General features: G+C 68.7%; 28 protein-coding genes and 1 pseudogene. 7 read left to right on the top strand and 22 right to left on the bottom strand.

Going from position 1 to position 23,972, the window contains the following annotated elements:
• Window positions 1-74: 74 nt before the first annotated feature.
• Window positions 75-635, bottom strand: a complete 561-nt coding sequence (locus QP090_RS27030) for a TetR/AcrR family transcriptional regulator (RefSeq protein ID WP_285942219.1) — start codon at window positions 633-635, stop codon at window positions 75-77.
• A gap of 109 nt (window positions 636-744) precedes the next feature.
• Here QP090_RS27030 and QP090_RS27025 point away from each other — a divergent pair, with 109 nt between their 5' ends.
• Window positions 745-1,605 carry an enoyl-CoA hydratase/isomerase family protein gene (locus tag QP090_RS27025; protein ID WP_285942218.1) on the top strand — a complete coding sequence of 287 codons (861 nt, stop codon included), beginning with the start codon at window positions 745-747 and terminating at the stop codon, window positions 1,603-1,605.
• A 108-nt stretch (window positions 1,606-1,713) separates the two neighbouring features.
• On the opposite strand, the gene QP090_RS27020 is transcribed toward QP090_RS27025, so the two are convergent.
• Complete coding sequence (locus QP090_RS27020) at window positions 1,714-2,685, bottom strand: alpha/beta hydrolase (RefSeq protein WP_285942217.1); 972 nt, start codon at window positions 2,683-2,685, stop codon at window positions 1,714-1,716.
• Window positions 2,686-2,791: 106 nt separating this feature from the next.
• Window positions 2,792-3,628, bottom strand: coding sequence for an SDR family NAD(P)-dependent oxidoreductase (locus QP090_RS27015; RefSeq protein WP_285942216.1), 837 nt, complete (start codon window positions 3,626-3,628; stop codon window positions 2,792-2,794).
• A 190-nt stretch (window positions 3,629-3,818) separates the two neighbouring features.
• Here QP090_RS27015 and QP090_RS27010 point away from each other — a divergent pair, with 190 nt between their 5' ends.
• Window positions 3,819-4,472: a TetR/AcrR family transcriptional regulator gene (locus QP090_RS27010; RefSeq protein WP_285942215.1), complete on the top strand. Its 654-nt coding sequence runs from the start codon at window positions 3,819-3,821 to the stop codon at window positions 4,470-4,472.
• A 33-nt stretch (window positions 4,473-4,505) separates the two neighbouring features.
• Here QP090_RS27010 and QP090_RS27005 read toward each other — a convergent pair whose 3' ends face one another.
• The gene (locus tag QP090_RS27005; RefSeq protein WP_285942214.1) at window positions 4,506-5,504 is read right to left on the bottom strand and encodes a LysR family transcriptional regulator; all 999 of its coding nucleotides are present in this window, start codon (window positions 5,502-5,504) and stop codon (window positions 4,506-4,508) included.
• Between the two features lie 122 nt (window positions 5,505-5,626).
• On the opposite strand from QP090_RS27005, the gene QP090_RS27000 reads away from it, so the two are divergent.
• On the top strand, window positions 5,627-6,877 hold the full coding sequence (locus QP090_RS27000) for an MFS transporter (RefSeq protein WP_285942213.1): 1,251 nt from the start codon (window positions 5,627-5,629) through the stop codon (window positions 6,875-6,877).
• Here the strand turns inward: QP090_RS27000 and QP090_RS26995 are convergent.
• Both QP090_RS26995 and QP090_RS26990 read right to left on the bottom strand, forming a co-directional pair.
• The gene (locus tag QP090_RS26995) at window positions 6,874-7,887 is read right to left on the bottom strand and encodes a WD40 repeat domain-containing protein (protein WP_285942211.1); all 1,014 of its coding nucleotides are present in this window, start codon (window positions 7,885-7,887) and stop codon (window positions 6,874-6,876) included. The genes QP090_RS27000 and QP090_RS26995 overlap by 4 nt on opposite strands.
• 25 nt (window positions 7,888-7,912) lie before the next feature.
• Entirely contained in the window at window positions 7,913-8,848 is a 936-nt protein-coding gene (locus QP090_RS26990; protein WP_285942210.1) for an alpha/beta fold hydrolase, read from the bottom strand.
• Window positions 8,849-9,306: 458 nt separating this feature from the next.
• On the opposite strand from QP090_RS26990, the gene QP090_RS26985 reads away from it, so the two are divergent.
• Together QP090_RS26985 and QP090_RS26980 are read left to right on the top strand one after the other, a co-directional pair.
• Window positions 9,307-10,302, top strand: a complete 996-nt coding sequence (locus tag QP090_RS26985; protein WP_285942209.1) for a hypothetical protein — start codon at window positions 9,307-9,309, stop codon at window positions 10,300-10,302.
• Window positions 10,303-10,680: a hypothetical protein gene (locus QP090_RS26980; RefSeq protein WP_285942208.1), complete on the top strand. Its 378-nt coding sequence runs from the start codon at window positions 10,303-10,305 to the stop codon at window positions 10,678-10,680.
• On the opposite strand, the gene QP090_RS26975 is transcribed toward QP090_RS26980, so the two are convergent.
• The 9 genes and pseudogenes from QP090_RS26975 to QP090_RS26935 form a co-directional block, all read right to left on the bottom strand.
• Window positions 10,658-11,074 (bottom strand): VOC family protein, encoded by a 417-nt coding sequence (locus tag QP090_RS26975; RefSeq protein WP_285942207.1) that lies wholly within the window; start codon window positions 11,072-11,074, stop codon window positions 10,658-10,660. The two genes, QP090_RS26980 and QP090_RS26975, sit on opposite strands and share 23 nt — an antisense overlap.
• Before the next feature lie 10 nt (window positions 11,075-11,084).
• The gene (locus tag QP090_RS26970; RefSeq protein ID WP_285942802.1) at window positions 11,085-11,459 is read right to left on the bottom strand and encodes a helix-turn-helix transcriptional regulator; all 375 of its coding nucleotides are present in this window, start codon (window positions 11,457-11,459) and stop codon (window positions 11,085-11,087) included.
• Between the two features lie 281 nt (window positions 11,460-11,740).
• Window positions 11,741-12,106 (bottom strand): annotated as a pseudogene (locus tag QP090_RS26965) (VOC family protein); the annotation flags it as partial.
• Window positions 12,107-12,261: 155 nt separating this feature from the next.
• Window positions 12,262-13,716 (bottom strand): ASCH domain-containing protein, encoded by a 1,455-nt coding sequence (locus QP090_RS26960; RefSeq protein ID WP_285942206.1) that lies wholly within the window; start codon window positions 13,714-13,716, stop codon window positions 12,262-12,264.
• Window positions 13,717-13,735: 19 nt separating this feature from the next.
• Window positions 13,736-14,308: an AAA family ATPase gene (locus QP090_RS26955; RefSeq protein WP_285942205.1), complete on the bottom strand. Its 573-nt coding sequence runs from the start codon at window positions 14,306-14,308 to the stop codon at window positions 13,736-13,738.
• Window positions 14,305-15,234 (bottom strand): hypothetical protein, encoded by a 930-nt coding sequence (locus tag QP090_RS26950; protein ID WP_285942204.1) that lies wholly within the window; start codon window positions 15,232-15,234, stop codon window positions 14,305-14,307. The genes QP090_RS26955 and QP090_RS26950 overlap by 4 nt, the downstream gene beginning before the upstream one ends.
• Window positions 15,235-15,525: 291 nt before the next feature.
• On the bottom strand, window positions 15,526-16,683 hold the full coding sequence (locus tag QP090_RS26945; RefSeq protein ID WP_285942203.1) for a hypothetical protein: 1,158 nt from the start codon (window positions 16,681-16,683) through the stop codon (window positions 15,526-15,528).
• 277 nt (window positions 16,684-16,960) lie between these two features.
• Window positions 16,961-17,176, bottom strand: coding sequence for a heavy-metal-associated domain-containing protein (locus tag QP090_RS26940; protein WP_285942202.1), 216 nt, complete (start codon window positions 17,174-17,176; stop codon window positions 16,961-16,963).
• Window positions 17,173-17,613, bottom strand: coding sequence for a nuclear transport factor 2 family protein (locus QP090_RS26935; RefSeq protein ID WP_285942201.1), 441 nt, complete (start codon window positions 17,611-17,613; stop codon window positions 17,173-17,175). The genes QP090_RS26940 and QP090_RS26935 overlap by 4 nt, the downstream gene beginning before the upstream one ends.
• A gap of 89 nt (window positions 17,614-17,702) precedes the next feature.
• Here QP090_RS26935 and QP090_RS26930 point away from each other — a divergent pair, with 89 nt between their 5' ends.
• On the top strand, window positions 17,703-18,296 hold the full coding sequence (locus QP090_RS26930; protein ID WP_285942200.1) for a TetR/AcrR family transcriptional regulator: 594 nt from the start codon (window positions 17,703-17,705) through the stop codon (window positions 18,294-18,296).
• A 104-nt stretch (window positions 18,297-18,400) separates the two neighbouring features.
• Here QP090_RS26930 and QP090_RS26925 read toward each other — a convergent pair whose 3' ends face one another.
• The 4 genes from QP090_RS26925 to QP090_RS37735 form a co-directional block, all read right to left on the bottom strand.
• Complete coding sequence (locus QP090_RS26925; RefSeq protein WP_349666511.1) at window positions 18,401-19,288, bottom strand: alpha/beta fold hydrolase; 888 nt, start codon at window positions 19,286-19,288, stop codon at window positions 18,401-18,403.
• A 398-nt stretch (window positions 19,289-19,686) separates the two neighbouring features.
• Window positions 19,687-20,388, bottom strand: a complete 702-nt coding sequence (locus QP090_RS26920) for a Clp protease N-terminal domain-containing protein (protein WP_285942199.1) — start codon at window positions 20,386-20,388, stop codon at window positions 19,687-19,689.
• A gap of 192 nt (window positions 20,389-20,580) precedes the next feature.
• Window positions 20,581-20,976: a GNAT family N-acetyltransferase gene (locus QP090_RS26915; protein ID WP_285942198.1), complete on the bottom strand. Its 396-nt coding sequence runs from the start codon at window positions 20,974-20,976 to the stop codon at window positions 20,581-20,583.
• 367 nt (window positions 20,977-21,343) lie between these two features.
• Window positions 21,344-21,595, bottom strand: a complete 252-nt coding sequence (locus QP090_RS37735) for a transposase (protein WP_432763080.1) — start codon at window positions 21,593-21,595, stop codon at window positions 21,344-21,346.
• 115 nt (window positions 21,596-21,710) lie between these two features.
• Here QP090_RS37735 and QP090_RS26910 point away from each other — a divergent pair, with 115 nt between their 5' ends.
• Complete coding sequence (locus QP090_RS26910; protein ID WP_285942197.1) at window positions 21,711-22,085, top strand: nuclear transport factor 2 family protein; 375 nt, start codon at window positions 21,711-21,713, stop codon at window positions 22,083-22,085.
• A 326-nt stretch (window positions 22,086-22,411) separates the two neighbouring features.
• Here the strand turns inward: QP090_RS26910 and QP090_RS26905 are convergent, their stop codons facing one another.
• The 3 genes from QP090_RS26905 to QP090_RS26895 all read right to left on the bottom strand — a co-directional run bounded on the left by QP090_RS26905 (window position 22,412) and on the right by QP090_RS26895 (window position 23,824).
• Window positions 22,412-22,618: a DUF397 domain-containing protein gene (locus tag QP090_RS26905; protein WP_285942196.1), complete on the bottom strand. Its 207-nt coding sequence runs from the start codon at window positions 22,616-22,618 to the stop codon at window positions 22,412-22,414.
• A gap of 184 nt (window positions 22,619-22,802) precedes the next feature.
• Complete coding sequence (locus QP090_RS26900) at window positions 22,803-23,009, bottom strand: DUF397 domain-containing protein (RefSeq protein WP_285942195.1); 207 nt, start codon at window positions 23,007-23,009, stop codon at window positions 22,803-22,805.
• Window positions 23,006-23,824 carry a helix-turn-helix domain-containing protein gene (locus QP090_RS26895; protein WP_285942194.1) on the bottom strand — a complete coding sequence of 273 codons (819 nt, stop codon included), beginning with the start codon at window positions 23,822-23,824 and terminating at the stop codon, window positions 23,006-23,008. The genes QP090_RS26900 and QP090_RS26895 overlap by 4 nt, the downstream gene beginning before the upstream one ends.
• Window positions 23,825-23,972 lie beyond the last annotated feature (148 nt).

The raw sequence follows: 23,972 nt of genomic DNA, 5'->3' as shown, positions 1-23,972 counted from the left end.
CCGCGCCGGAAGCAGGCAGCGGCGGGGGCGGCTTGCGTCGCTGAACCGTCGCCCCGCGTCCGTGGGACCGTGGTCTACGCATCCGTCCCGGCAGGCCAGGCGCGCGCCGCGCTCCGCGCCGCGCCGAGCAGCTCCGCGCGGCCGACGCCGTCGCGGGCCTGGGCGGCCATGCCGGTCAGCACGGTGTCGACGAACACCGCGATCTCGTCGGCCTCGTCGTCCGAGGAGAGCTCTCCCTCCGCGGCGGCCCGGCGCAGCCGCGCGCGGATCGCCGAGCGCGTCTTCCGGCGCCGCTCGGCGAGCCGCGGCTCGCCCATGACGAGGCAGCCGGGCGGCGACCCGGGCGCGGTGAAGTGCTCCGCCGAGGACCGCAGCAGGCGCTCGATCGCCTCGCGCGCGGAGGCCGCCGACAGGTCCCGCTCCAGGTCGTCGTCGAGATGCTCGGTGTACAGCGCGGACGCCTCCTCGAACAGGGCCTGCTTGTCGCCGAAGGCCGCGTAGAGGCTCGGCGCGGCCAGCCCGGCCTCCGCGCAGAGCTGCGCGACGCTCACTCCGTCGTACCCGCGCTCCCAGAACGCGCGCATCGCCATCCGCAGTACCGCGTCCCGGTCGAACGTCCTCGGTCTACCAGCCATGCCAATACTTTACCGCACGCTAAAGAATCTGCTACGTTACTTCTGTAACGCCCACTAAATAATGCTCGGCCGGGCGCCGCCAGGCGGTCCGGCCGAAGGGAGCGCAGTGATGAGCTACAACGGCTACCAGTCCCTCGTGGTCCGCGCCGAGGACCGGGTCGCCTGGGTCACGATCGACAACCCGCCGGTCAACACCCTCGACGCCACGCTGGCCGGCGACCTCAAGGCGTTCGCGACCGAGGTGCGCTCCGACCCCGGCATCGCCGTGATCGTCTTCCAGTCCGCCAACCCCGACTTCTTCTCCGCCCACGCGGACTTCGAGTGGTCCTTCGACCCCAGCACGCTCATGGCGCTGGCCGATCCCGACGCCGACCCGTCCCTCAACCCTCTCCAGCAGCTCAACGAGCTGCTGCGCACCCTGCCGCAGGTGACGATCGCGAAGCTGCGCGGGTACGCGCGGGCGGGCGGTGTCGAACTGGCGATGGCCGCGGACATGCGGTTCGCCGCCGCGGACCGCACCTGGCTGTCGCAGCCGGAGTCGCTGATGGGCATCTTCCCCGGCGGGGGCGGCACCCAGTACCTCAACCGGCTGGTCGGCCGCGCCCGCGCCCTGGAGATCGTGCTCGGCGCGGAGCCGTTCGGGACCGAGCTCGCCGAACGCTACGGATGGATCAACCGCGCGGTGCCGGACGAGCACCTCGACGCCTTCGTCGACACCCTCGCGCGGCGCGTCGCGGTCCTGCCCGAGGGCGTCGCCGCCGCGGCGAAGGAGGCGCTGGACGCGGCCGAGGCGAGCGGCCCCGTCCCGAACCTCACCGAGGAGGCGACCGCCCACGCGAAGGTCTACCCGTCCCCGGACGACGTCGTCGACCGGCTTCGGGTGGTCATGGAGCATGGCGGGCAGACGCGTGACGGTGAGCTGCGGCTCGAGCGCCTGCTCGAGGGCATTCCCTGGGCGCACCGATCCTGACCGGCTCGCGGACCGGCCTGCCCGGCCGGTCACAACGCCGCCGAGTCGCCACCGGCCCTTCCCGGTGGCGACTCGGCGGTCGCTGATCCCCAGAGGCACCCGTGCGGGTCAGCCCCGGTGCAGGACGGTGTGCAGCGTGTGGACGGCCTGGTCGATGGCGGCCTGGGCGCCGTGCGTCTCGCGCAGGGCGTTGAGCATCACGAAGTCGTGGATGACGCCGAGCTGGCGGATGGCGGTGACCGGGACGCCCGCGGCGCGCAGCTTGGCGGCGTAGGCCTCGCCCTCGTCGCGCAGGACGTCGGCCTCGGCGGTGATGACCAGGGCCGGCGGCAGCCCGGCGAGCTGCTCGGTGGTGGCCCGCAGCGGCGACGCGGTGATCTGCGCGCGCTCGTTCTCGTCGGTGGTGTACTGGTCCCAGAACCAGTGCATACCGTCGCGGCGCAGGAAGTAGCCCTGGGCGAACTGGTGGTACGAGCCGGTGTCGAAGGCGGCGTCGGTGACCGGGTAGAACAGCACCTGCTGGACCAGCGGCACGTCCCCGTGCTCCTTGGCCATCAGGGTGAGGGCGATGGCCATGTTGCCGCCGACGGAGTCTCCGGCCACGGCGATGCGGGACGCGTCCAGGCCCTTGCCGGCGCCTTTGGCGACCACCCAGCGGGCGACCGCGTAGTTCTGCTCGATGGCGACCGGGTACCGGTGCTCGGGCGAGCGGTCGTACTCGGGGAAGACCACGGCGGCGCCGGCGCCGACGGCCAGCTCCCGGACCAGGCGGTCGTGGGTGCGGGCGTTGCCGAAGACCCATCCGGCGCCGTGGATGTAGATGACGACGGGCAGGGGGCCGGCGGCCCCCTTCGGCCGGACGACGCGCGCCTGGACCGATCCGGTCGGGCCGCCCTCGACGGTGACCCATTCCTCGTCGATCTCGGGCGCGGAGATCTCGCCGGACTGGACCTCGTCCACCGCGGCACGCGCCTCGTCCACCGGCAACTGGAACAGGAACGGCGGGTTGGCGGTGGCCTCGGCGAACGCGGCGGCGGCGGGCTCGAGGACGGGAGTCGGGGTCGGATGCTGGTCGGACATCTTTACTCCTTCGCTGGTTCTGGGGGAGGCTCCGCCGGTCGGGCACGACGGGGAGACGCTGTCTGAAGCCCGCGGGGTACGGCTCTCGGCGCAGAGAGCGACCGCCTCAGTCCAGCCATCCGGACATGGCCTTGAGGACGGCACCGCCGTCCAGGTCCGCGAGGGAGAGCCGGGCCGAAGCGACGGCGGCCTCGGACGTCTGCCAGCGGAAGCGGGGCGTGCCGGTCGTCGCCGCCTCGATCACGACCGCCGCCGCATCCTGAACGGCCTGCGCCCGTGCCATGGCCGCGTAGGAACTCCGGAGGAACTTCTCGGTCAGACCGCGGTAGGGGTCGTCGGGGTCGGACAGCGCTTGGAGGTCGACGTTCTCGGCCATGTTCGTGGAGACGTGCGCGGGCTCGACCACGCTGACCACGACACCGAAACGGGCCGCGACCGGCGCCAGGGACTGCATCAGCCCTTCAAGGGCGAACTTCGATGCGCAGTAGGCGTCGAGGAACGGCTGGCCGACGACCGCACTGTCGCTGGTGACGCTGACGATTCGGCCGGCACCGGATTCCCGCATCGACGGCAGCACATGCCGGGTGAGCGCGGCGGCGCCCAGGAGATTGACATCGAGCTGCCTGCGCAGGACGGCGTCATCGAGCTGCTCCAGGGTCCCCGCGACGGACTGGCCGGCGTTGTTGACGAGGATCTCGACGGGCCCGAACTCGGCCGCCACCTCGTCGAGGCACGCACGGGCACCGTCGTGGTCGGTGACGTCGAGCCTCCGCACCGTCAGGTCGACCCCCTGGTCGGCGGCCTCGGCCAGCAGCGGGTCCGCCCGGCCGGTGTCCCGCATCGTCGCGACGACTCGGGCTCCCGTGCGCGCCAATCCCACGGCGGTGTGCAGACCGATCCCGCTGGACGTCCCCGTGACGAGCGCGACCTTGTTGTCGCTCATATATCGAACTCCTGCCTGGAGCGAGGTGCCGTCACCCGTCGTCCCGGCCGCGGCATGCCACCGACTCGGTAAAGTGTGCCTCTGTTGATCAGAGTAACACTCTGATCAACAGCCCGGCGACCGCTCCCGCCGTGGGCCGGTCGGTAGACTCTGCGCCTCACCTGTCAGAGCAAGGGGTCCGGAGGCGGAGATGGACGGCAGCCAGGCCACGGGCCGTCGGGCCGAGTACGCCGAGGCGACGTGCGCGGCGATCGTCCAGGCCGCCCGCGCGCTGTTCGCCCAGCAGGGCTACTTCGCCACCACGGTCGAACAGATCGCGAAGCAGGCGCGCGTCGCCCCCGCGACCGTCTACGCGGTGACGGGAGGGAAAAAGGGGCTCATCGTGATATTGAGCGATATCTGGGGCGCCGACCCGATCCTGCGCAGCAGCCTCGACCGGCTGGCCGGACTCGACGACCCAGCGCAGATCCTGCGGCTGGTCGCCAGCGCGAGCCGGCAGGTACGCGAGAAGTACGGCGACATCATGCGGGTGATGCTCGCGACCGGCCCGCACGACAGCGTGGCAGCGGAGAAGCTCAGGCTCTCCACGCACCGGTACCGCGGGACGCTGGCCACGGTAGCGGGACGCCTCGACGAGCTCGGCGGCCTCGCCCCGGGCATCGACGCGCGGCGCGCCGCCGACGTCCTGTGGTTCTACTTCGGCTACAGCGGATACTTCACGCTGCTCGACGACACCGGATGGTCCTTCTCCAAGGCCGAGCAATGGCTCTTCGACCAGTGCGCCGCAGCCTTGCTGTATCCGAACTCACCGGCGTTCCTCGACGATGGATCCGCACGAGCCTGAAGTACTCGCGCTCACTCATGTCGGTCAGGTTCGTCACCCACGAAATTCTGCCGCCCTGGCCGCCCTCGACCGTTCCATGTCCGGTGTCTCCGTCGCCGCGGCGTGGTTGCGTGCCCAGGAGGGGAGCCAGACCGTCCCGGGGAGCGGTGTCAGGCTTCCGAGGTGGTCGATGATCGCCCGGAGTCCCGGGTGCGGATTCGTTCTGGGGAGGATGAGTGAGAGCGGGTACGCGAGCGTCGGATTCACGATCGGGATGCGGCGCAGGTCGTGGTTGGTCGGCCAGATGTACCGGTCGCGCGCGCCCACGAGGGTGGCCACGTCCGCGGAGTCCGCGAGGGTGTCGAGGAGAACCTCGTTGCCGAAGTTCGGGCCCGCCGCGTCGACGCGGAGGTCGAAGTCGGTGGTGAGCTGATCGTAGAACTCCGCCCATTCGCTTCGCGGCGCGATACCCGGCACCCAGATCCGGTGCCGGCGCAACTGGGGCGGTGTCAGCGTGCGTGCGGAGGCGAGCGGATGTCTCGGGCCGACGAGGAGTTCCAACGGGGAGTCGAACGCGCGGATCATTCGCACGTCGCGCGGCAGCGCGGCCGGGTCGGTGATCGTGCGGAACGAGGCGTCGATATCGCCTGCCTGGACGGCGGCGACCGCCACGCGCGGGTCGTTGACCCTGAGGACCACCACGTCGAGGTCGGTGCCGGGATGCGACCGCCAGTAGTCGTGCAGGACGACGGCCTGCGCGGACCGCAGGCCGAGAACGTCGATCCGGAGGGCCCGCGAGCCCGGTCTGATCGCGGTGATGGCGCGATCGATGCCCGTGACGGCGTTCCGGGCGTGCGGGAGGAAGGCCTGGCCGTCGAGTGTCAGCTCGACCCCGCGGGCGGTGCGGGTGAACAACCGGACGTCGAGTTCGCGCTCGAGGGTCGCGATCCGCTTCGACACGGCCTGCTGTGTCACGCCGAGTTCGTCGGCCGCGTGTTGCAACTGCCCGAGCTCGGCCGCGCGGACGAACGATCGCACCGCTTCGGTATCCATGGACCCAGCCTATGGGTGCCCAACCGATCGTTGTGGCTCGCCGGTCGCCGGTTGTTTGATCCCGTGACAGTGCGGCTGATGCGATACAGAGACCCGAACATCGGTTGTCACAAGGGAGTCGCATGCGCGTGCAGTTGGGACGCAGCTTCGGTTGGCTGTGGTCGGCCTACGCCGTCAGTACATACGGCACGTGGATCGCCTTCGGAGCGTTCCCGCTGATCGCGGTTCGAGTGCTGCACTCGTCGGCATTCGCCGTTTCGCTTCTGGAGGCGGCCGGGCTCGCCGTCGCGGCGGCCGTCGCGCTCTCGCTCGGGCCGTGGGTCGAGCACCGGGCCAAGCGTCCGGTGATGATCGCGATGGACCTGATCCGGTTCGTCGCGATGGCGAGCGTTCCGATCGCGTACGTCCTCGACCTGCTGTCCTACGGCCAGTTGCTGGTCGTCTCGGTCGTCTCCGGGACCGCGAACATCGCCTTCGGCGCCGCATCGGGCGCGTATCTGAAATACCTCGTCCGTGGCGATCACCTCCTTGTGGCGAACGGGAGGTTCGAGGGCACGAGCTGGGCGGCTACCGCGGTGGGTCCGCCCCTCGGCGGTGCGCTCATCGGGTTGGTCGGCCCGGTCGTCACCGTCATGGCCGACGCCCTCAGCTACCTGCTGTCCGCGCTCGGAGTCCTCCGCATCCGCGGAGGCGACGTCGCGGCACCCCGCGAGCGGGCCACCAGGTTGCGCGGATCCGACCTTCTCGCGGGCTGGCGGTTCATCCTCCGCGACCGCGTACTACGGCGCCTGTTCCTCAACTCGATCCTGGTCAGCGGCCTCATCATGGCCGCCCTCCCGCTCCTGTCCGTCCTCCTGCTGGGCCAGTACCACTTCCCGGCCTGGCAGTACGGTCTCGCCTTCGGCGTCCCGGCACTCGGCGGCTTCGTGGGCGCCCGCCTCTCCGCCCGCCTGGTGACCCGCTACGGCCGGCGCCGGGTCATGACCGTCTCCGGCTGGCTGCGATCGCTCTTCCCGCTCGGTCTCGCGTTCGTCCAGCCCGGTATCCCCGGACTGCTCACTGTGATCCTCGTCGAGGGCCTGCTGATCACCTGCATGGGCGTCTTCAATCCGATCTACGCGACGGAACGCCTGCAACGGACTCCCGCGGACCATGCCGCCCGGGTCCTCACCGCCTGGAGTGTCAGCAGCAAACTCCTCCAGGCCGCCCTGATGGTGATCTGGGGCGTCCTCGCCACCCTCACCAGCCCGCTCGCCGCGATCACCATGTCCGGCGTCCTCCTGCTCGCCACCCCGCTCCTGCTGCCCAAACGGACGGACTCGTCCGACCCTGAGCCCGCCGCGAGCGGCAACGTCCTGGCCTCCCACAGCTAGAGGTCCAGTGGCCACACGCGTACGGCATCCACACGGCAGTTGCTGATGATCACTGGACGGCCTTCCAGCTCGGTCACTCCAACGCCGTTCACCTCGTAGGGATGTCCGCTGATCGGCCGGTCCACCAGGCGTCGTTCCGCCAGATCCCAGACGCACACGGTGCCGTCCTCAGCGCCCGTCACGGCGACCGGACGGCCGTTCGCGCGGCCCGCGGCCAGGCAGGTGATCCTGCCGCCGGGCACGGCGAGGGGCTCGTCCCACTCGCCGGTGTCAGGATCGCCCAGCATGAGACCGCTCCCTCCAGCGGCCACCACGCGCGGGCGGCCGTCCACGGTGGCCAGGGCAAAGTCGCTCGGCCCCTCGCCGGCACGGTCGAAGCGGGCGAGGGGGCGGGCGTCGTCGATGTCCCACACGAGCACCGCGCCGCGACGGTCGCCGGCCACCACGACCCGCCGGTCCTCCACCATGCCCGCCGCGACGGCGCTGCCGGTGAGCGACCGGGCGCACAGTTCCCAGATCTCGGCCCGGAAGATGCGGGGGAAGGGCTGATCGGCAGGGTCGTCCGGCTCCCCGGGTCCGGCCACCGTCGGCTCCCACACGTGTACGGCCGTCTGAGAGGTGCCGCCGAAGACGAACAGCGCGCGTCCGCCGAAGTCGGCAGCGGTCGCCGAGGCCACGCCGCCGTCCTGGGCGAACAACCTGACCTTGCCGGTCTCCAGGTCCCATTGCGCGAAGCCCTGGTGGTCACCGCCGCCGCCGATCAGGATCCGGCCGTCCACGACCGCGGCGCCGAGTGCGGTGATCTCGGTGTAGCCGCCCTTCTCCTCGAACCACGGGTCGTCGAGCGAGTGCTCCGTCCATAGGTCGCGGGCCGGGTCCCAGGTACAGGCGCGGTGGTGGCGGTCCTGGGTTCCGACGAGAAGAGGCCGGCCGTCGAGGACGACGAGGTCGAAGTCCCAGATGTCCCCGAAGGGGCACGAGCTGGTCAGGATGGAGGCAGAGACGGACATGCCCGGCATCGTAGAGCCCGTTCCCTCAACCGGCCTGCCCCCTGGGAGACATCGTGAGCATCTTGGCGACCGCCTCGATGATGACATCAGGACGATCTCCCGCGATGTCATGCGAACTTCTTTCGGCGGTGACGAGATCGCGATTCGGTGCGGCGTTCACGAACCGCTGCTGGGCGTCTCGCCAGAGTCGCGCGTCCTCGGGCGTCTCGAAGGGGGTCTTCGCCGAGACGATGGCGGTCGCCGGAATGCTCTGCGGCCAGGAGACCTTGTGGTAAGCGCGGTGCATCGGACCGTATTCGGCCGCGGTGGCCTGAAGCTGGCGGGTCTGTTTTGTCGAGGGCTGGTCCTTGAGAGCCGCTATCTGGGCCTTGTTCGCGGCTTCGATCCTCGCCGTCTCGGCGTCGGTGTAGAAATCCGGCAGGCTGGCGTCCACGAGGACGGCGCCCGCCGCCCATTCGGGGTTCTTCTTGGCGAAGTAGGTGGCGACCTCGCCCGCCTGGGAGTGCGACACCAGGACCACGTCGCGGGTGATGCCCAGTTTCGTGAGCCCGGCCTCCAGGTCGGACACGGCGTTCTCGACCTTCCACGGCCCGGGGACCTCGTCGCTCTTCCCCAGGCCGGCCCGGTCATAGGTGACGACCATGGAGCCGGTCTTCTGGGCCAGGACGGGTGCCAGCTTCGTCCAGTAGGACGAGTCCTCGCCCCCGCCGGCGTCCAGGACGACGGCCGGGAGACGGCCGGGCACGACGTTGAAGGCCAGGTTGTGGTCACCGTTCGCGATCATGTGGACGGACGGCGCCGAAGGCCGGCTGGAGGCAGTCGGCCGAGCGGCACCGGCGGGCTTCCCAGCGGCGGGTGGATTCGCGTCCGTACAGGCGGTGATCCCGGTCAGTGCGGTGGCCAGAGAAATGGCCACGAAGGCCGGCCGGAGACGACGCTTCTTCCGTGCGGTATCAACCATCTGGACGCAACTCCTGAAAGTGGGGTCAGGCCGCCGTCCGGCGTGCCCGATTCGCGTACTCGAACAATTAATATTCTGGCGAGACCGGGCAATTTCATCGATGGGCCCACACACCCGGCAGGTGTGCACCGATCTCCACCGCAGTGGTGGACCTAGACCGTGTTTCCAACGCCCGGCCCGGCATCCTCGCCTAGGGCTCGGACGCCGACCGTGCTTGGGCGAGCGCGACATCGCTTCGCGATCTGGCCGGTGGGGCTCGCCTCCGGCTTCGCCCCACCGGCCAGATAACGCGCTCGCGCGACGGCCGAGGCACTCTGAGACGGGCCCAAGACCCCGGACCCGCCTCCACGGCACGTGCGTCGACAGGAACCGGCCCGTCCAGCAGACTCGAGCCCTGCGACCTCGGTGGCGATCACCGGCGTCCTCGGCAACGCCGCCGCCACCCCGGAGGATCTGAAATGGGATGCTGGACCGCCTACGTGCTGCGGGCCGAAGACGGGTCGTGCTGGGCGATGGGCCAGAAATGGGGGGACTGGTACCTCGCCAGGGAAGGCGATCGTGCTCGGACCGTCGAGGCGGTCTTGCGCGGTGGCGTGGCGGTGGGCGACGAGCGTGCACGCGATCTCGTGGACTCGTGGTTCTGCCGGGGGGTCGCGCTCGACCTCGTCACGCGCCGATACCGCTACTTCGGCTGCGGCCTGTTGAAGTCCGGCGCCGCCTACCTCGAAAGTGCGGCACTGCGGCTGGCGTCGGCGCCTGGATGGGCCGGCTGGGATGTCGGCTACGCCTGGGCCGGACGCGAGGATCTCGCCGCGGTGGCGCCAGAGGTCAGACCGGTGGTCGTCGCGCCGGCCGATACGGAGGCGACCCCGCTGGACGCGGCCCTGACCTCTCGGGACGGCTGGTTCGTCGGCTGGAATCCCGTCCACCGAGAGATTTCAGTTCTCTACCATGAGACGATCGCAGACTGGTTCGCCCCGGCCAATGCGGTGGTGAGCATTATCGCACCCGACGGTATTGTCATGGATTACCAGCTCGCCGTTAACGGCATCGTGCCATTTCTGGCGCAGCACGGCGAACCTCTCCCGGCAAAACTACTGGCCCATGCGCCCTATCCCATGCCGGCCGAGGAGACCGCCGACTCCGGCGCGGTCATCGATCTCGCGGCACGTCGGCTCCGCTACTGGACGGCGGACAGCGTCCCACCCCAACTCATGGCGAAGTCGGCCGCCCGCTGGCCGGGCTGGGTCGTCGAACGGTTGCCCTTCGGGTTCATCGGGCACCTGGCCGCCACCGGCCGGGACGGCGAAGACCTGGTCATGACGGACGCCGAACTGTGTGAAGGGGGATGGGAAGCGGACCTCATCGACGTCCGGAACGGCGGGCGCGCCGCGCTGCGCACCGACCCGAGGAGTCTGCGGCCACCCCGGATCCGCGTGGTCGAGGAGGCGTGAGTGGGCGCCCCGCTTCACCGGGCACGAGACGCGGGTCCGGTCATCGACGGTCTGTCCTCGCGCGCGCTGTCCGAGATCCAACACCTTGAGCACACCCGAAATTATCTGGAGCCGGGAGACGTCAGCGCCGCCGTGCGCCTGTGGAAGGACTACGTCCATCGTTCCGAGCGTCGGCTATGGGACGACTACGAGTGGGGCGACGTGCACTGGTACTGCTGCGGCGACCCGCTCGAAGCCCGCGCGCTCCTCGACATCGTGATGCGGGCCGTTTCACCTCGAAGCGCACGCGAACTCCGCCGGATCATCAGCCGGTCCGACACCGTCTGGGACCGGCCGTCGTCCCTCCGGGTAGCGCCTACTGCCCGCGAGGCTGGGTGAAGCGCAGCATGTTGCCGGAGGGATCGCGGAAGGCGCAGTCGCGGACGCCGTACGGCTGGTCCATCGGCTCCTGGAGCACCTCACCGCCCGCGCCGCTGACGCGCTCGAAGACGGCGTCGCAGTCGTCGGTCCTGAAGATCACACCACGCAGCAGGCCCTTCGCCAGCAGTTCCGCCATGGCCCGCCTGTCGGTGGGTGAGGCGTTCGGGTCGCAGACGGGCGGTTCGAGGACGATCTCCACACCGGGCTGCGACGGCGAGCCGACGGTCACCCAGCGCATCCCCTCGAACCCGACGTCGTTGCGCATCTCCAGGCCGAGGACGTCCCGGTAGAAGACGAGCGCCGCGTCGTGGTCGTCTACGGCGATGAAGCACTGCGAAAGCTCGATGTCCATGCGCTTCACGCTAGGGGCCGGGGGACGGGCCCGCTTCTCCGTTCCTGATCGGCCGCGTGTGGATCTTGGCGACGCAGGCCGGGACGGCGGAGCCCTCGTCATGGCGGCGGGTCCGGTACGAGCTCGGGCTCTCGCCGACCAGCTCGGTGAACCGCGAGCTGAACGACCCCAGCGAGGTGCAGCCGACCGCGAAGCAGACGTCGGTCACCGTCAGGTCGCCCCGCCGCAGCAGCGCCTTGGCCCGCTCGATCCGGCGCGTCATCAGGTAGCTGTACGGCGTCTCCCCGAAGGCGGCGCGAAAGCTGCGGGAGAAGTGGCCCGGCGACATGAGGGCGCCGCGCGCCAGCGCCGGAACATCGAGCGGCTCGGCGTAGTCGCGGTCCATCCGGTCACGGGCCCGACGCAGCCGGACGAGGTCCTCCAAGGTCACACGCCCACTCTCCCACGGCGCCAGGGCACCGCCGCGCCGGTCCCGGATGCCTCAAACCGGTCACGATCAGATGGTGGCGCGCATGGAACGGGAGGCGCGGGCGGCCGGGACGGGATGGTGCTGCTGTGGCGGCCCTGACCAGGCCGCCACCCGATCACGACCCGGGCCCGTCCGCGGCCTTCACGGTGTGCACGCCCGGACCACGAAGCCGCCCGCGGGCACGGCTCGCGTCAGGCCGGAGTGAGGACGCAGAACTCGTTGCCCTCGGGGTCGGCGAGGACCGTCCACGGGACGTCGTTCTGGCCCACGTCTGCGGGCGTTGCGCCGAGTTCCTGAAGGCGCGCCACCAGGTCCGCCTGATGGGCGGCGGAGGTCGTGGCGAGATCGATGTGCACGCGGTTCTTCGTTGTTTTGGTTTGCGGGTCGGCGACGATGTCGATGCAGACGGCGGCGGGGTCGGGGTAGACGAGGCCCTCGGGCTCGAGGTTGGTCACGCCGGGTCCCTCGCTGGAAGCGTCCCAGGCGAGCGCCTCCGCCCAGAACCGGCCGAGCGCCGAGTCATCCCGAGCCTTCACATGAATCTGAACAAGCCGCGTCGCCATGCCGCCGATCCTAGGAGCTGGACTCGGGCGGGACGAACCGGTTATACCGGCCGCGCCGCAGGCGCTGGGACGGTTCGGCGCAACGGTGTCGCACGACGGCACGCACCTATGGCTGGACCACGCGGAAGTACCGGTCGTGGACTGACGACGATCGGTCAAGCGGTCGGTTCGCTGATGAGCTCGATCTCGATCGCTAGTACGCCCAGGGCCTCTTTCTCAGGGCCGTAGATGCGGCGGATGTTGGCGAGCTGCTGGTCGCGGGGGCTGGTCGGGTTCACCCGCTCGGGGTCCTCGGTGTCGAGCATCTCCTCGAACGAGCTGTAGTGGGCGACGCGCTTGACGCGGGTGAGGGCGTCGTCACCGCCGCACACGAACCGAACGTGGTCACCGGCGGCCAGGTTGCGGAGGTTGGGGTACTGGACCCGGACCTCGATCGTCTTGCTTCCCGCGGCGACCAGATCGAAGTAGCGGCGATAGAGGTTCATCTCGCGGGCGCGCGGCGCGGTGGTGGGGGCGGGGCGTGCGGTCATGATCCTGTCCAGTTCGGCGGTCGTGTAGGAGCGGTAGAAGTGTTTGGGGTCGGCGAGCATCCGTGAGACGAGCCAGACCATGGCGTCGATGAAAGAGTCGGTGTCGCCGTCCCAGTCGGTGACGTCGAGCATCCAGGGCCGGGCGCCGGACGGCGGTGCCACACGGTTCTCGCGGATCAGGGATTTCGACAGCTTGGCGCCGGTGTCGGTGAGCACCATCGGTGTGAACACGCGCGGCGGCGGGACGAGGCCGGGGAGTTGGGCGAAGGCTTCGTCGACAAGCTGGCAGCCGTATGCCCAGTCGCCGCCCTTGACCATCACCGACAGGGTGACGTGGTCGCGGACCGCCAGGCGCTCCTTGACCAGGTTCCGGTAGAGCGTCGCCAGATCGAGGTAGGCGCCGGTGTCGGCGGTGACCGCGACCTCGTAGTCACCGTGGTCGGTGCAGACCGCGGCGAAGTCGGCGCCCCCGGACCCGGTGCGCAGCAGACGGGTACGCTCGGCGCGCTTCTCCGCCCATCCGCACTGCCGGCACGGCAGCCGGATATGGACCTGGCCGTGTGAGGGGGCGAGCGGCCAGCGGATCTGGGCCAGCCGGCCGAGGGTGGCGAGGAACTCGTGCCGGAATGCGGGGTCGGCCTGCTGGGCGGTGTAGGTCTCGATCTCGTAGTCGACGCCGGTGGCATCAGCCAGGGAGTCGAACATGGCCCGGTAGTACCTGCCGAGTAGGTCCTCTACACCGTCGACGCCGAGTGCGTAGGCGTAGGTGGTCTGGTAGGCATGGTGGGTTTCGGGGTCGAGCCGGATGTCGTAGGGGGCATTGTCGAGTGCCCCGAACCGGACGATGGTGTCGACACCGAAGGCCCGCTTGGTCTGCTTGGCCAGGAGGAACGCCGCCGTCTGCACCAGGCAGGTTCCCAGGTGCGGTGCGCCGTTGATCTGGGTGCCGACGCAGAACGCGACCCGGTCGGGGTTGGCGGCTTGAAGGCGGGGCCGGACCATGTCGACGCTGCGCAGCATCGCGTTGGCCAGGACGTTGTTCGGGCTAATGATCTCCACGCTGTCGGTACGTCCGTTCACGGGATCGGCGCCCTTCTGATCAGACGGCGGGAACGGGGAGCTGGGCGAGAATGAAGTCGATCCGGCGGCCCGGCTCGTCGGCCGGGACGAAGATCGGCTTATAGCCGGCGTCGTAGTACCCCTGGACGATCAGCTCGTGGACGCGGCGGATCTCGCGTTCCTTGGCCCATACCAGGTCGTCCTCGGAATCGAAGTCGTCGAGGGAGTCAAGGACGAACACCGCGTCGTACCGGTAGATGCGAGTGGCTTCCTCCAGTTCGGGGTAGGCGCGGAGGCCGAAGAAGGCGTCCCACCCGTACCCGTCCGGGATGCCCCGGTTGTAGAAGCGAAGACCGGCCTTGTGGTCGCAGAACTCGGAGACGAACGCCGCCAGCACGTCGCGGGAGTACTCCTGCCGGTCGGCGACCTGTAGGTGGCGGCCGAGCCGGTTGCGGTGCCTGCGGTAGATCTCCCGGGCGGGTTCGCCCTCGGTGCAGGGGATCTCCAACGCCAGCAGGCGGGTGAAGACGGCCTCCTTCCCGGCAGACGGACCGCCGGTGATCACATACCGGCGCGGTGGGGTGTGCGGATTGAGGAGCTGGTCGAGACTCATCTGCGTTCTTCCTGGTCGGGGCCGGAGAGGCCGGTCAGTGCACGCCGCCAGGTGGCAGCGAGTTCAGGACCACCAGCCGCCTCATCCAGCCGGGCGGTGAAGTCGACGAGGCCCTGCTCAGGCTCGCCGAGCTCGGCCAGGAGCAGTTCCTGGGCCGGGGCCAGGGCAGGAGTCCAGCCGGCGGAAGCGCCGATCTGTTCAGGCGCCAGCTCAGTCGCGGTGTGCAGCAGGACCGCGCCGTAGGACGCGCGGTAGGAGGCGGTCGCGGCCAGGACCTGGGCGTGCCGCCACAACGCCGCGGTGGCGGCGCCGTTGCTCTCGACGGCCGGTGCGTCCATGCTGACCAGGCGGGCCACGGTCAGCAGTTCGGCGCGCAGCAGGTAGACCGCGCCCCACAGGGCGGCGAGGGTGTGTTGGTGCTCGATGGCTTCCCACGCGAACACGTCCGCTGGCAGCACCAGCGGCTGCCCCGAGGCGTGCAGGACAGGTGCGGACGGGTCCGCTTCGGCGACGGACGCCTCGCTGGCGCGGCGCAGTTGCCAGGCGACCAGGCCACAGATCTTCGGCTCGATCCGCTTCCGGAAGTGATGCACTTCGTACCCGGCAGCCGTGGCCGCCGCCGCCCGCCGTGCGGTCAGCTTCGCGCCCGAGGTCTCGGACTCGAAGCCGAACAGCAGCCGCGCCGCCTCAGCGAGCCCGGCGTTCTCTAGGCGGCCCAGCTCTTCGCGCAGCGCGGCGTCCAGCGCATGGGCCCGGCTCGCCGGATCATCGAGGTCAATGGCCCGCGCCCGTACCCCGGCCAGTCCCAGCAGCCGGGCACCGGCGCGGTCGGCACGTACCGGCAGTCCGAACCGCACGATGGCCCGCACCTCGTCGGCGAGCGCGTCGGCCGCCTGATCGTTCAAGGGCGTTCCGAAAGTGGGCATGGCTGTAGTCTTACACAAGACGCCCAAGAAATGCCCACTCTAGTGCCCAGAAAATACCCAGACAGAAATGAAGTGATCTCGGCGGGGTGGTGGTCCGCCCGTGGATGCCAGGCTGGGCGGACGCGGGGCGTGTGCTCAGGCTCACCGTCCAGGACGGGACGGCCGTGGGCCGGATTACGCCCAGTGTGGTGGGTGCAGACCTGTCGTCGTGGACTCTCGACGCTGATCTGGAACCAGCGGCACCTGCTGCACGTGCTCCGCGAGTTCGAGATCTTCGACAACCAGTACCGACTACATCCGGCCGGCGAGGCCCCAGGGTTCTCTCAGGCGAGTCAATGCGTCGGCCGCAGCCTCATGTACGGCGGGGTCGTCGTCGTGGAGGCGTTCGGTCAGCAATGCGGTGAGCTGCTCAGTGAGACTCGGGGTGAGGGTGTGCCCGCAGCACCGCATACAGCGGTTTGCGCACATATAGCACGCTGCAATTCGGATGGTGACATGTGGCGAGTCGAACAGTCGCGTGGCCAGATCGACCTGGGCCGCCGCATCGGCGTCCAACAAGGAGATCACCCATTGAGGCAGACCGCCATCGTGGTTAAAGGTGTCACCCCATGGTGATTCGAGGAACAGTCGGGTTGTCTCCGGGGTGATCGTTTCAGCGAGCACGGCCAGCAGCCTGTCATCTGGCGTATCGTCCGTCAGGCACAGAAGGGCGATGGCGGCTCCGAGTCGGACAATGGCCGCCGCCCGGTCATCTCTGATCACGTTCTCCGCCCAGGCCAGGGCCGGGATGGTGTCGCCATCGGCAATGGCCAGTTGAGCGACGGCCAACACCAGGTACGCCTGCACCAGCGGATCGTTCTCGACCTCGTACTGGGCGCGCAGGGCGGCGGTGACCAGCGCCGTGTCCCGAGTCGCCACCGCAACGGCGTACGCCGCGCTGACCCGCACCTTGGGATCAGGATCGCTGAGCAGTCCGGTCAGGACATGCGCAGCCCGGGTGATCAGTTCGATATTCGCCCGCAATAGCGAACTGTCCAGTTGGCCGTATGCGGTATAGCGCTCCTCGTCACTTACCATGGCGTCCATGAGTTCTTTGCGGCTGTGGCATTGAAAGGGATAAGATCGACCAATGCGTCCCAGAAGATACAGCAGGCCGGGACGGTCATGGACGTTCGGGTCGGCGGCCAGTCGAACCAGGGCCGGGACCGTGGCCGGTGCGGGATCATTCATGGAACCTTGGTGCTGAAGCCGATTCCACAGCTCCTCCGAAGCCTTGCCCGCGACGGTGGGATCGGCATCGCCCATCTGCTCCAACCAGGCGGGCACATCGCCCGCCAAGCCAGGGGACACCCGATCGAGTCGATCCCAATCGGTCTGCCCGTCCGCGCTGACAAAGTCCAGATAGTCGATCTGCGGCGGCAGTTCGAAGTGAGCAGAGTCCTCGGTCATGGACAGACACTCCAGGGAAGAAACTCGATTGTGGCGGAAAGTATCCGCAGCAGGGTGACCGAAAGTAGCAGTTGGCGTGGCGTAAGGGTCCGTATTCAAGGATGAGGCTGTCCGGACGGTACTGAACGCTGCATTACTGGATGGCGGTGCGGCGTAGGGAGCGTGGCACCCCGGTTCGTGTGTTCTGAACGGAGCGGTGTTACCGGTTCAGTTCGATCTGGTTCTCGGTCCCGGCGTGTGCGCCTGTGGCGTTGTCGGCTCGCGGGCCGGCGGGAAGTCAGTCGCGCGCGGCGGTCAGTTCATAGCCGGCCTCGTCGACCGCGGCGCGCACGTGGGCGATGTCGAGTTCGTTCTCGCTGGTCAGCGTGACCGTGCCGTTGTCGACGTCCACGGATATGGCAGTGACGCCGTCGAGGCGTTGGAGTTCCTCGGTGACGAAGTCCGCGCAGTGTCCGCAGATCATGCCGCTCACGGCGTAGGTGCTCTCGGTCATGCCGACGCCTCCTGCCGGCCGGGCGTTCCGGGTGCCTGTTCCGGTGCGGCGTCGAGGGGGACGGTGCGGGTGAGCGAGTGCCCTCGGCGCATCCGTCCGTCGGGAGTGAACTGCCCGAAGAAGTACACCTCCAGGGTGAGTTTTCTGTTGCGGTTGGTCACGTGCAGGGTGCTCCGGGCGGCGATTCGATCCCCGTTCGCCACGGCTTCGTGCACCTCCCATACGCCGCTGGGCCGGTTCTTGCGCACCGGACGGGCGTGCGCGATGAGTTTCTCCCGGTCCATCCGGTGCCCGTCGGCGATCTGCACGATGTCCGGCGTGTGGTAGCGGTCGACGATCACCCCCGTGTCCTCATCGCCGTCCACCAGCTCGTCGTGGAAGGACGTGTGGAAGTCGGCGATGAACTTCTTGGGGTCGGTGCCGTGGAAAGGGGTCATGGTGCTCCCGTCGCGCCGTGGGCCTCAGATACGATCTCTTACAGACTGTAAGATATGCATCGTCCGGCAACTTTGGCAAGGTGTAAGAAATGACCTCCTCTCGGGCTCCGCAGCGCCGCGCCGACGCCCGCCGCAGCAGGGCGTCCATCCTGGAAGCGGCGGCCCGGCTCCTGAACTCCGCCCCGGACGCCAGCGTCGGGGCCATCGCCGCGGACGCGGGCGTGACCCGCCAGACGGTCTACGCCCACTTTCCCTCGCGCCCGCAGTTGCTGGCGGCGGTCCTGGACCAGGTCACCGAGGAGGCCGTCGCCGCGATGGACGCCCTCGACCTCGACACCGGACCGGCGGTCGACGCCCTCCTGCGGCTGATCGACGCCAGCGCCCGGACGACCGCGCGATACCCCGTCCTCCTCCAGAGGATCCGCGCGCTGCCGGAGGTCCCGCAGGCCGACCACGAACGCCACGCGCCGGTCGCCGACCGCCTCGAGCGCGTGATCCGGCGCGGCCAGCGGTCCGGAGAGTTCGACGACCGGCTCTCCCCCGACTGGCTGGTGGCGGTCGTCATCGATCTCGGCCACACCGCCGCCGCCGAGACCGACGCCGACCGCATGACCGGCCAGGAAGCGACGGACGCGCTTCACATCAGCCTGCGCCGCATTCTCGGCGCGAACACGCCCCCGTAATGACCGCTGTAATGGAGCATCCCCCGCGTGCTCCACATGTCGTGGGCAGGCGGGGGATGCCTGGTGCGGACGCGTCGCGACCCATCAGCCGCTCCGCGTGCCCTTCAGCCGGCGGCCTGCGTGGAAACGCGCGCAACGGCCTGAACGGCGACATCGGGCTGCTCCAGGTAGATGTAGTGGCCGCTCTTCTCCGCCGTCGTCAGCTTGCTGCGGCCGGACAGCGCGAGCCACTTGCGCTGCCCGGCGGTCCACGCCTGCTCCAGGCGCGGGCCGGACTCCGGGATGGCCGCGAGGTACGGCTTCCCGTGCTTGATCACCTCCACCGCGGTGTTCCCCGCGGAGCGGACCTTCCCGTCGGGCATGGCGAGCTTCTCCGGGTTCTGGCCCTGGAAGATCGCGAGGTTCTGCTCGCGCACCTGGGCCGCCGGCCCCTTGGCCGAAGCGGGGATCGCCTGCTCCATGTCGGCGAGCATGGTCGACGGCGTCGCGTCCATCAGGACCAGCCCCTTGACCCGCTTCTGGTGGTCGGGGGCGTACCTGGCGGCGATCAGTCCGCCCATCGAGTGCCCGGCCAGGACGACCGGGGCGTCGCCGGCGATCTCGTCGAGCACCCCGGTGAGGACCTTCCCGGTGCTGGTGAAGCTCTGCGGACCGTCTGGCTTGTCGCTCGTGCCCGCACCGAGCCGGTCATAGGAGCAGACCCGGTTCTTTCCGCTGAGGGTCTTCTGGAAGGCGGCCATCTTGCTCAGCCCGTCACCCCCGCCGTGCAGCAGGACGACGACCGTGCCCGCTGCCAGCTTGCCCGAGCAGGACACGCTCACCGACTTTCCGTCGAGGTCGAACTTCTTCGCCCCGACAAAATCAGCGGCCTTCTGCTTCTCGTCGAACGGGAACGAGTTCATGTCGTCGTCCTCGCAGCCGGAGAGGCCGGCAGCGGCGACGGCGCAGCACATCGCGGTCACGGCGAGCTTCCGGATCTTGCGAGTCATCATGTCCTCCAGCGAAAGAACCGGCGGTGGTACGGAAACGCACGGCTCGGGATCTCGCGCCCGAACGCCGCGCTCACACGGAGAACGCTAGGTACTCGACGGTGCCGCGATCATCACCGTGCGGAGGACATTCGCGGGTAGCTCGCACGGGGGACGAGCGGTCTGCCCAGTGCGCCGACCATCGACGTCCGCCGGGTTCGATCACGCGGCCTGGGGCGGGGGCGTCGACTTCGGACGCGGGCCCGAGCGCGGCCCTGAGGTGCTGGTCCGTCGGCGTGGCGGGCGCCGCGCAGGACACTGGCATGACGAAGACGGGAGGACCACGCGGCCAGTGATCTGCCCCGTGCGTCCCCCCGTCCGCGTCGTTCATGCGATGTCGAGCAGCGGCGGCTCGTTCGCTTCTACGTGTCGCGCGCGGCGGAGCGTCGGGTGATCTCGGTCCTGACCGTCTCGTGCAGCTCGTCCGAGGTGAAGCCGAGGTTGCGCAGGATCTGCGCGGCCGGGCTCTCCTCGATGCGGATCAGGCCCAGCAGCGAATGTTCCGTGCCGACCCAGTCGTGGCCGAGGTCGGCCGACGCGCGGGATGCCTGATCGAGGGCCTCCTTGCTCTCCGGCCGGAACGCGATGTGACCCCGCAGCGCCTTCTGCCCGGCCGGCGGCATCGCTTCCACGATCGCGTCGCGGATGCGCTGCTCTGACTCGGTCTTCGCCATCAGCACCTCATACGCCAGGCCCCGCGGTTCGCCGAGCAGGCCGAGCAGGATGTGTTCGGTGCCGATGAAGTCGTGCTTGTGCGTTCGGGCGGCCTCCTGCGCCAGCACGATGCTGTGCCGGTTCAGATCGGTGAACCGCTCGAACGGGCCGGGCGCGTGGCGCTGCTGGGCGGCCTGCTTGGAGACCCCGATGGCCTCGCCGACCTCACTCCACGACGCGCCGGCCCGCTTGGCCTTGCCGACATAGTGGTCGACGAGCTGGTCACCAAGATCGGCCAGGGTCTGGTTGCGTAGCTGCGCCTCACTGATACGGGCCAGGTCATCGGCGTCGGGGAGTTCCTCGTCGAGACGGGCGATCAGGTCGGCCAGGCTGATGTTGAGTGGGCTCATGCGTCAACCGTAGGTTGACGACCCTCGATCGTCAACCCTTGATTGACGCGCGTTCCGCCTGCGCTCGACGCGGGCCGCGAGTTCGTCGCCCGCACCAACCTCATGAGGCTGCACAGTCAGGGGTCGTGTGCTCCTGGTCGGATGGTTTCGGTGAGCGCGGTGAAGGCCGCGCGGCGCAGGCCGCGATCACGCTCAGAGTGCGATCAGGCCTGCCTGCGTCGGCTTGAACCCGCAGGCGTCGAAGTAGAACGCCCGCAGGTCGTCCTCGAAGTCGACGTGCAGCCATTCGCACTTCGCCGCGCGGGCTCCTCTGGCTGCCTCGGCGACGAGTTCGGCTCCGATCCCGGAGCGGCGAAGCTCGGCGCTGACCATGGTGTCCAGGATGAAGGCATGGACGCCGCCGTCCCATGCGACATTGACGAAGCCGATGAGTTCGCCGTCGCGCCGTGCACAGACCCAGCCGAGGCTGTGGCGGTGGACCTGCGCCTGCCAGCCGATGTCCACGATCCGGTGGCCGAAGCCCTCCGCGTGCAGCGCATTGACGGCCGTGTCCTCGAAGTCGCCTCGCCACTCGTACGTGATCATCATGCCGTGAGCGTAGACCGCCCGAGCCGACCACCTGCCCCAGCGCGGTCCCCCTGGATGATCAGCATTGAGAAGACGTCACTGAGGTTTTCTCAACGCTGATCATTTCCAGATTGCGTTGAGGTCCAGAGCGGGGCGGGGCGCACTCGCGGCTGCGGCTGGGGTGATGGTGATGCGCTGCAGGGCTCGCCAGGATTGCTTGATTTGAGCTCCGCGGCGGTGTGCTCGTCTCAGAGGCGGAGGCTGTAAATGCGGCCGTTGAAGACGCGAAGTGTCAGCGTGGACAATGGCGCCATGACTGATCTCTACGCAGTGCGGGTGCTGGCGGTCGATCCGCCGCGCCGCCGCATACGACTGCGGGTGACTGCCATCAACCCGGATGTATGGCACTGGCCGCTGGTTCCAGCTGCCTGGCCTTACGTCGCAGCTCGACCAATTCCTTCTTCTCCGCGCTCGTCAGGCCGTCTGTGCGGCCCTCGTCGGCCTCTGCCTGCCGTATCCAACTACTCAGACACGACTGGCTGATGCCCAGGCTCTTGGCCAACGCCGTGACCGGTTTGTCGCCGGCCCGGGCCAGCTCGACAGCGCGTCGCCGGAACTCCGGCGGATGAGGTGGCGGCACGAGACACTTCCTTCCCCGTTGGCCCACGGCCAACTCAGGTCACGTGGCCGTGAAACGGGGGGAAGCTCAACGCCAGACAGAGCACCATCGACTAGCTGTTGTTATCGTGGCAGCCATGAGCGCCTTCACCCTCGATGAACTACTCGCCCTCGAACACGCGGGCTGGAAGTCGCTCTGTGAGTCCACGGGAGGCACGTTCTACGGTGAGCTGATGACGCCAGATGCCGTGTTCGTTCTGGTCAACGGTGCAGTGATGACGCGCGACGAGATCACCGCATCGCTCGACGGCGCTCTGGGGTGGGAGTCCTACGAAATCACCGACGCGCGCCTCGTGGAAGTCGGCGAAGATGCTGCCGCGTTGGTCTACCGTGCGTCGTCGTCTCGACCCGACCTAACCGAGCCGTTCACCGCGCTCATGTCGAGCGTGTACTACCGCGTTGACGGGCAGCCCCGGCTGGCGGTCTACCAGCAGACCGCGCTCACTCCTTAGCGACCGCGAGAAGCGGCAACGTTTGTTCCAGCGCAGCACCAGCACGGCCTGGCGGAACGGCCCCAACGCCCGGCTGCGGCGCCGGGGTGCCGATCCGGCGGCGATGCGCGGCGAGCAGTCGCGCAAGGTACTCCACGATGTGGCGCGGGACGTCGAGCGTGGCAACATAGGTGACCAACGTGAAGCCTCTGGTAGCTACGGACATGATCTCGTGGTGACCTGTCCTACCAGAGGCTTCACGTCTTGGTGCATCCGCGGTCCGACAAGCAGGTCGTCCCTGCCGCCCCCACTACTGACCGTTTCCCTGAGAAAACGTCACTGAGCGCCTAAAGGTCGTGTGCTCCCGCTCGGACGGTGGCGGCGAGCGCAGTGAATGCCGCGCGGTTGAGGATGAGGGTGGGGCCGTCGGGGTTCTTGGAGTCTCGCACCGCCACCGCGGTGGCGAGGTCGGCGACCTCCACGCAGTTGCCGCCCTCGTGACCGCTGTGGCTGCTCTTGCGCCAGTGAGCGGTCGACAGGTCGAAGGTGCTCATAGTTCCTCCATCACGGTCCCGAAACGAGTCGTACCGCAGGGGAGGGGGTTTGATGCGAGTCAGTGGAATATTGGTCTCCGCGTGGCAGGATGCGCGATGCCCCGCAGGCCGTGGCGGCCGACGGGGCATCGCAGCGAGGGTGGCCGGATCCCCACGCGTGAAGGGATCAGGCGTGAGGGGGCTTTTACAGGTCGTGTGCTCCGCTGCGGATGGTTCCGGTGAACGCCGTGAAGGCCGCGCGGTTGAGGATGAGGGTGGGGCCGTCGGGGTTCTTGGAGTCTCGCACCGCCACCACGGTGGCGAGGTCGGCGACCTCCACGCAGTCGCCGCCTTCGTGGCCGCTGTGGCTGCTCTTACGCCACTGAGCGGCCGACAGGTCCAACGTGCTCATAGTTCCTCCATCACGGTCTTGAGCAAGGTCCGCGACTCCTCGATGTGATGAGCGTGACCTCGGATCAAGTCATACCGTACGACGTAACTCGCGACACGGGCAGGCTGCTCGATGAACATCCCCGTGCCTGCGGACTCGGTGTAGGCCGCCTGTGAACCGTCGTCGAACCCGAGAATGGTGAAGTTCCCTGTGAGTCCTGGGTAATAGCCCCGGCCCTGGGGGACGACATCCACCGTGACGTTCGGCCGCTCGCTTGCCTCGATCAGAGAGCCGATCTGCTTCCGCTGGATCTCCCTGCTCCCGATCACGCATCGGAGGGCGGTCTCGTCCAAAGTGAGGAACACGTGCGGTGGGGCATCGGACGTCAGGATCGACTGCCGTTCCATTCGCTTAGCGAGGAACTCTTCGGCGATGTTCGTATCCACGTCATCCATGACGGCGCGAGCGTATTCCTCTGTCTGGAACAGTCCGTTCACCAGCAGCACGGAGAAGATCCTCGCATGTGCGGCGTCCTTCTCGCGCTCGGTGTACTCGGCGAAGCCGGGTGGCAGTGTGACGGCGTTCTTGGTGTCTTCGATGCGGTCCCAGAGGCGGTGGAACACCCCGTTGGTCTTGAAGTAGGTGTCGAGTACGTCGGCGAAGTCCACTGATGGGGTGTTCTTGCAGAGTTCGACCTGGCCTATGTAGGAGTCCGTGTAGCCGAGTGCGTCGGCGAGTTGCTTCTTGTTGAGTCCGCCTTCTTTTCGCCACGCTTCGAGCTCTTTGGCGAACGTGACGATGGCGGGGGTGTCGTAAGGCTCAGAACGTGCGGGCATGGGGGCTCCCGGCGTCAAACCTGGTCAGAGGTTCAGTCGATCTTGCCTGCGGTGCGGCCGTGGTCGTGCCTGGTCGCTTTCCGAGCGTATCCCCGCTGGGTGAAGCTGGGCGCGTCATTCAGCAGCTCAAGCCCAATGAGCGGGTTTG

Source organism: Actinomadura xylanilytica (genome assembly GCF_030283145.1).
Taxonomy (GTDB): Bacteria; Actinomycetota; Actinomycetes; order Streptosporangiales; family Streptosporangiaceae; genus Spirillospora; species Spirillospora xylanilytica.
The sequence above is the reverse complement of the archived record's forward strand: the minus strand, read 5'-3'. Positions and strand labels throughout refer to the sequence as shown.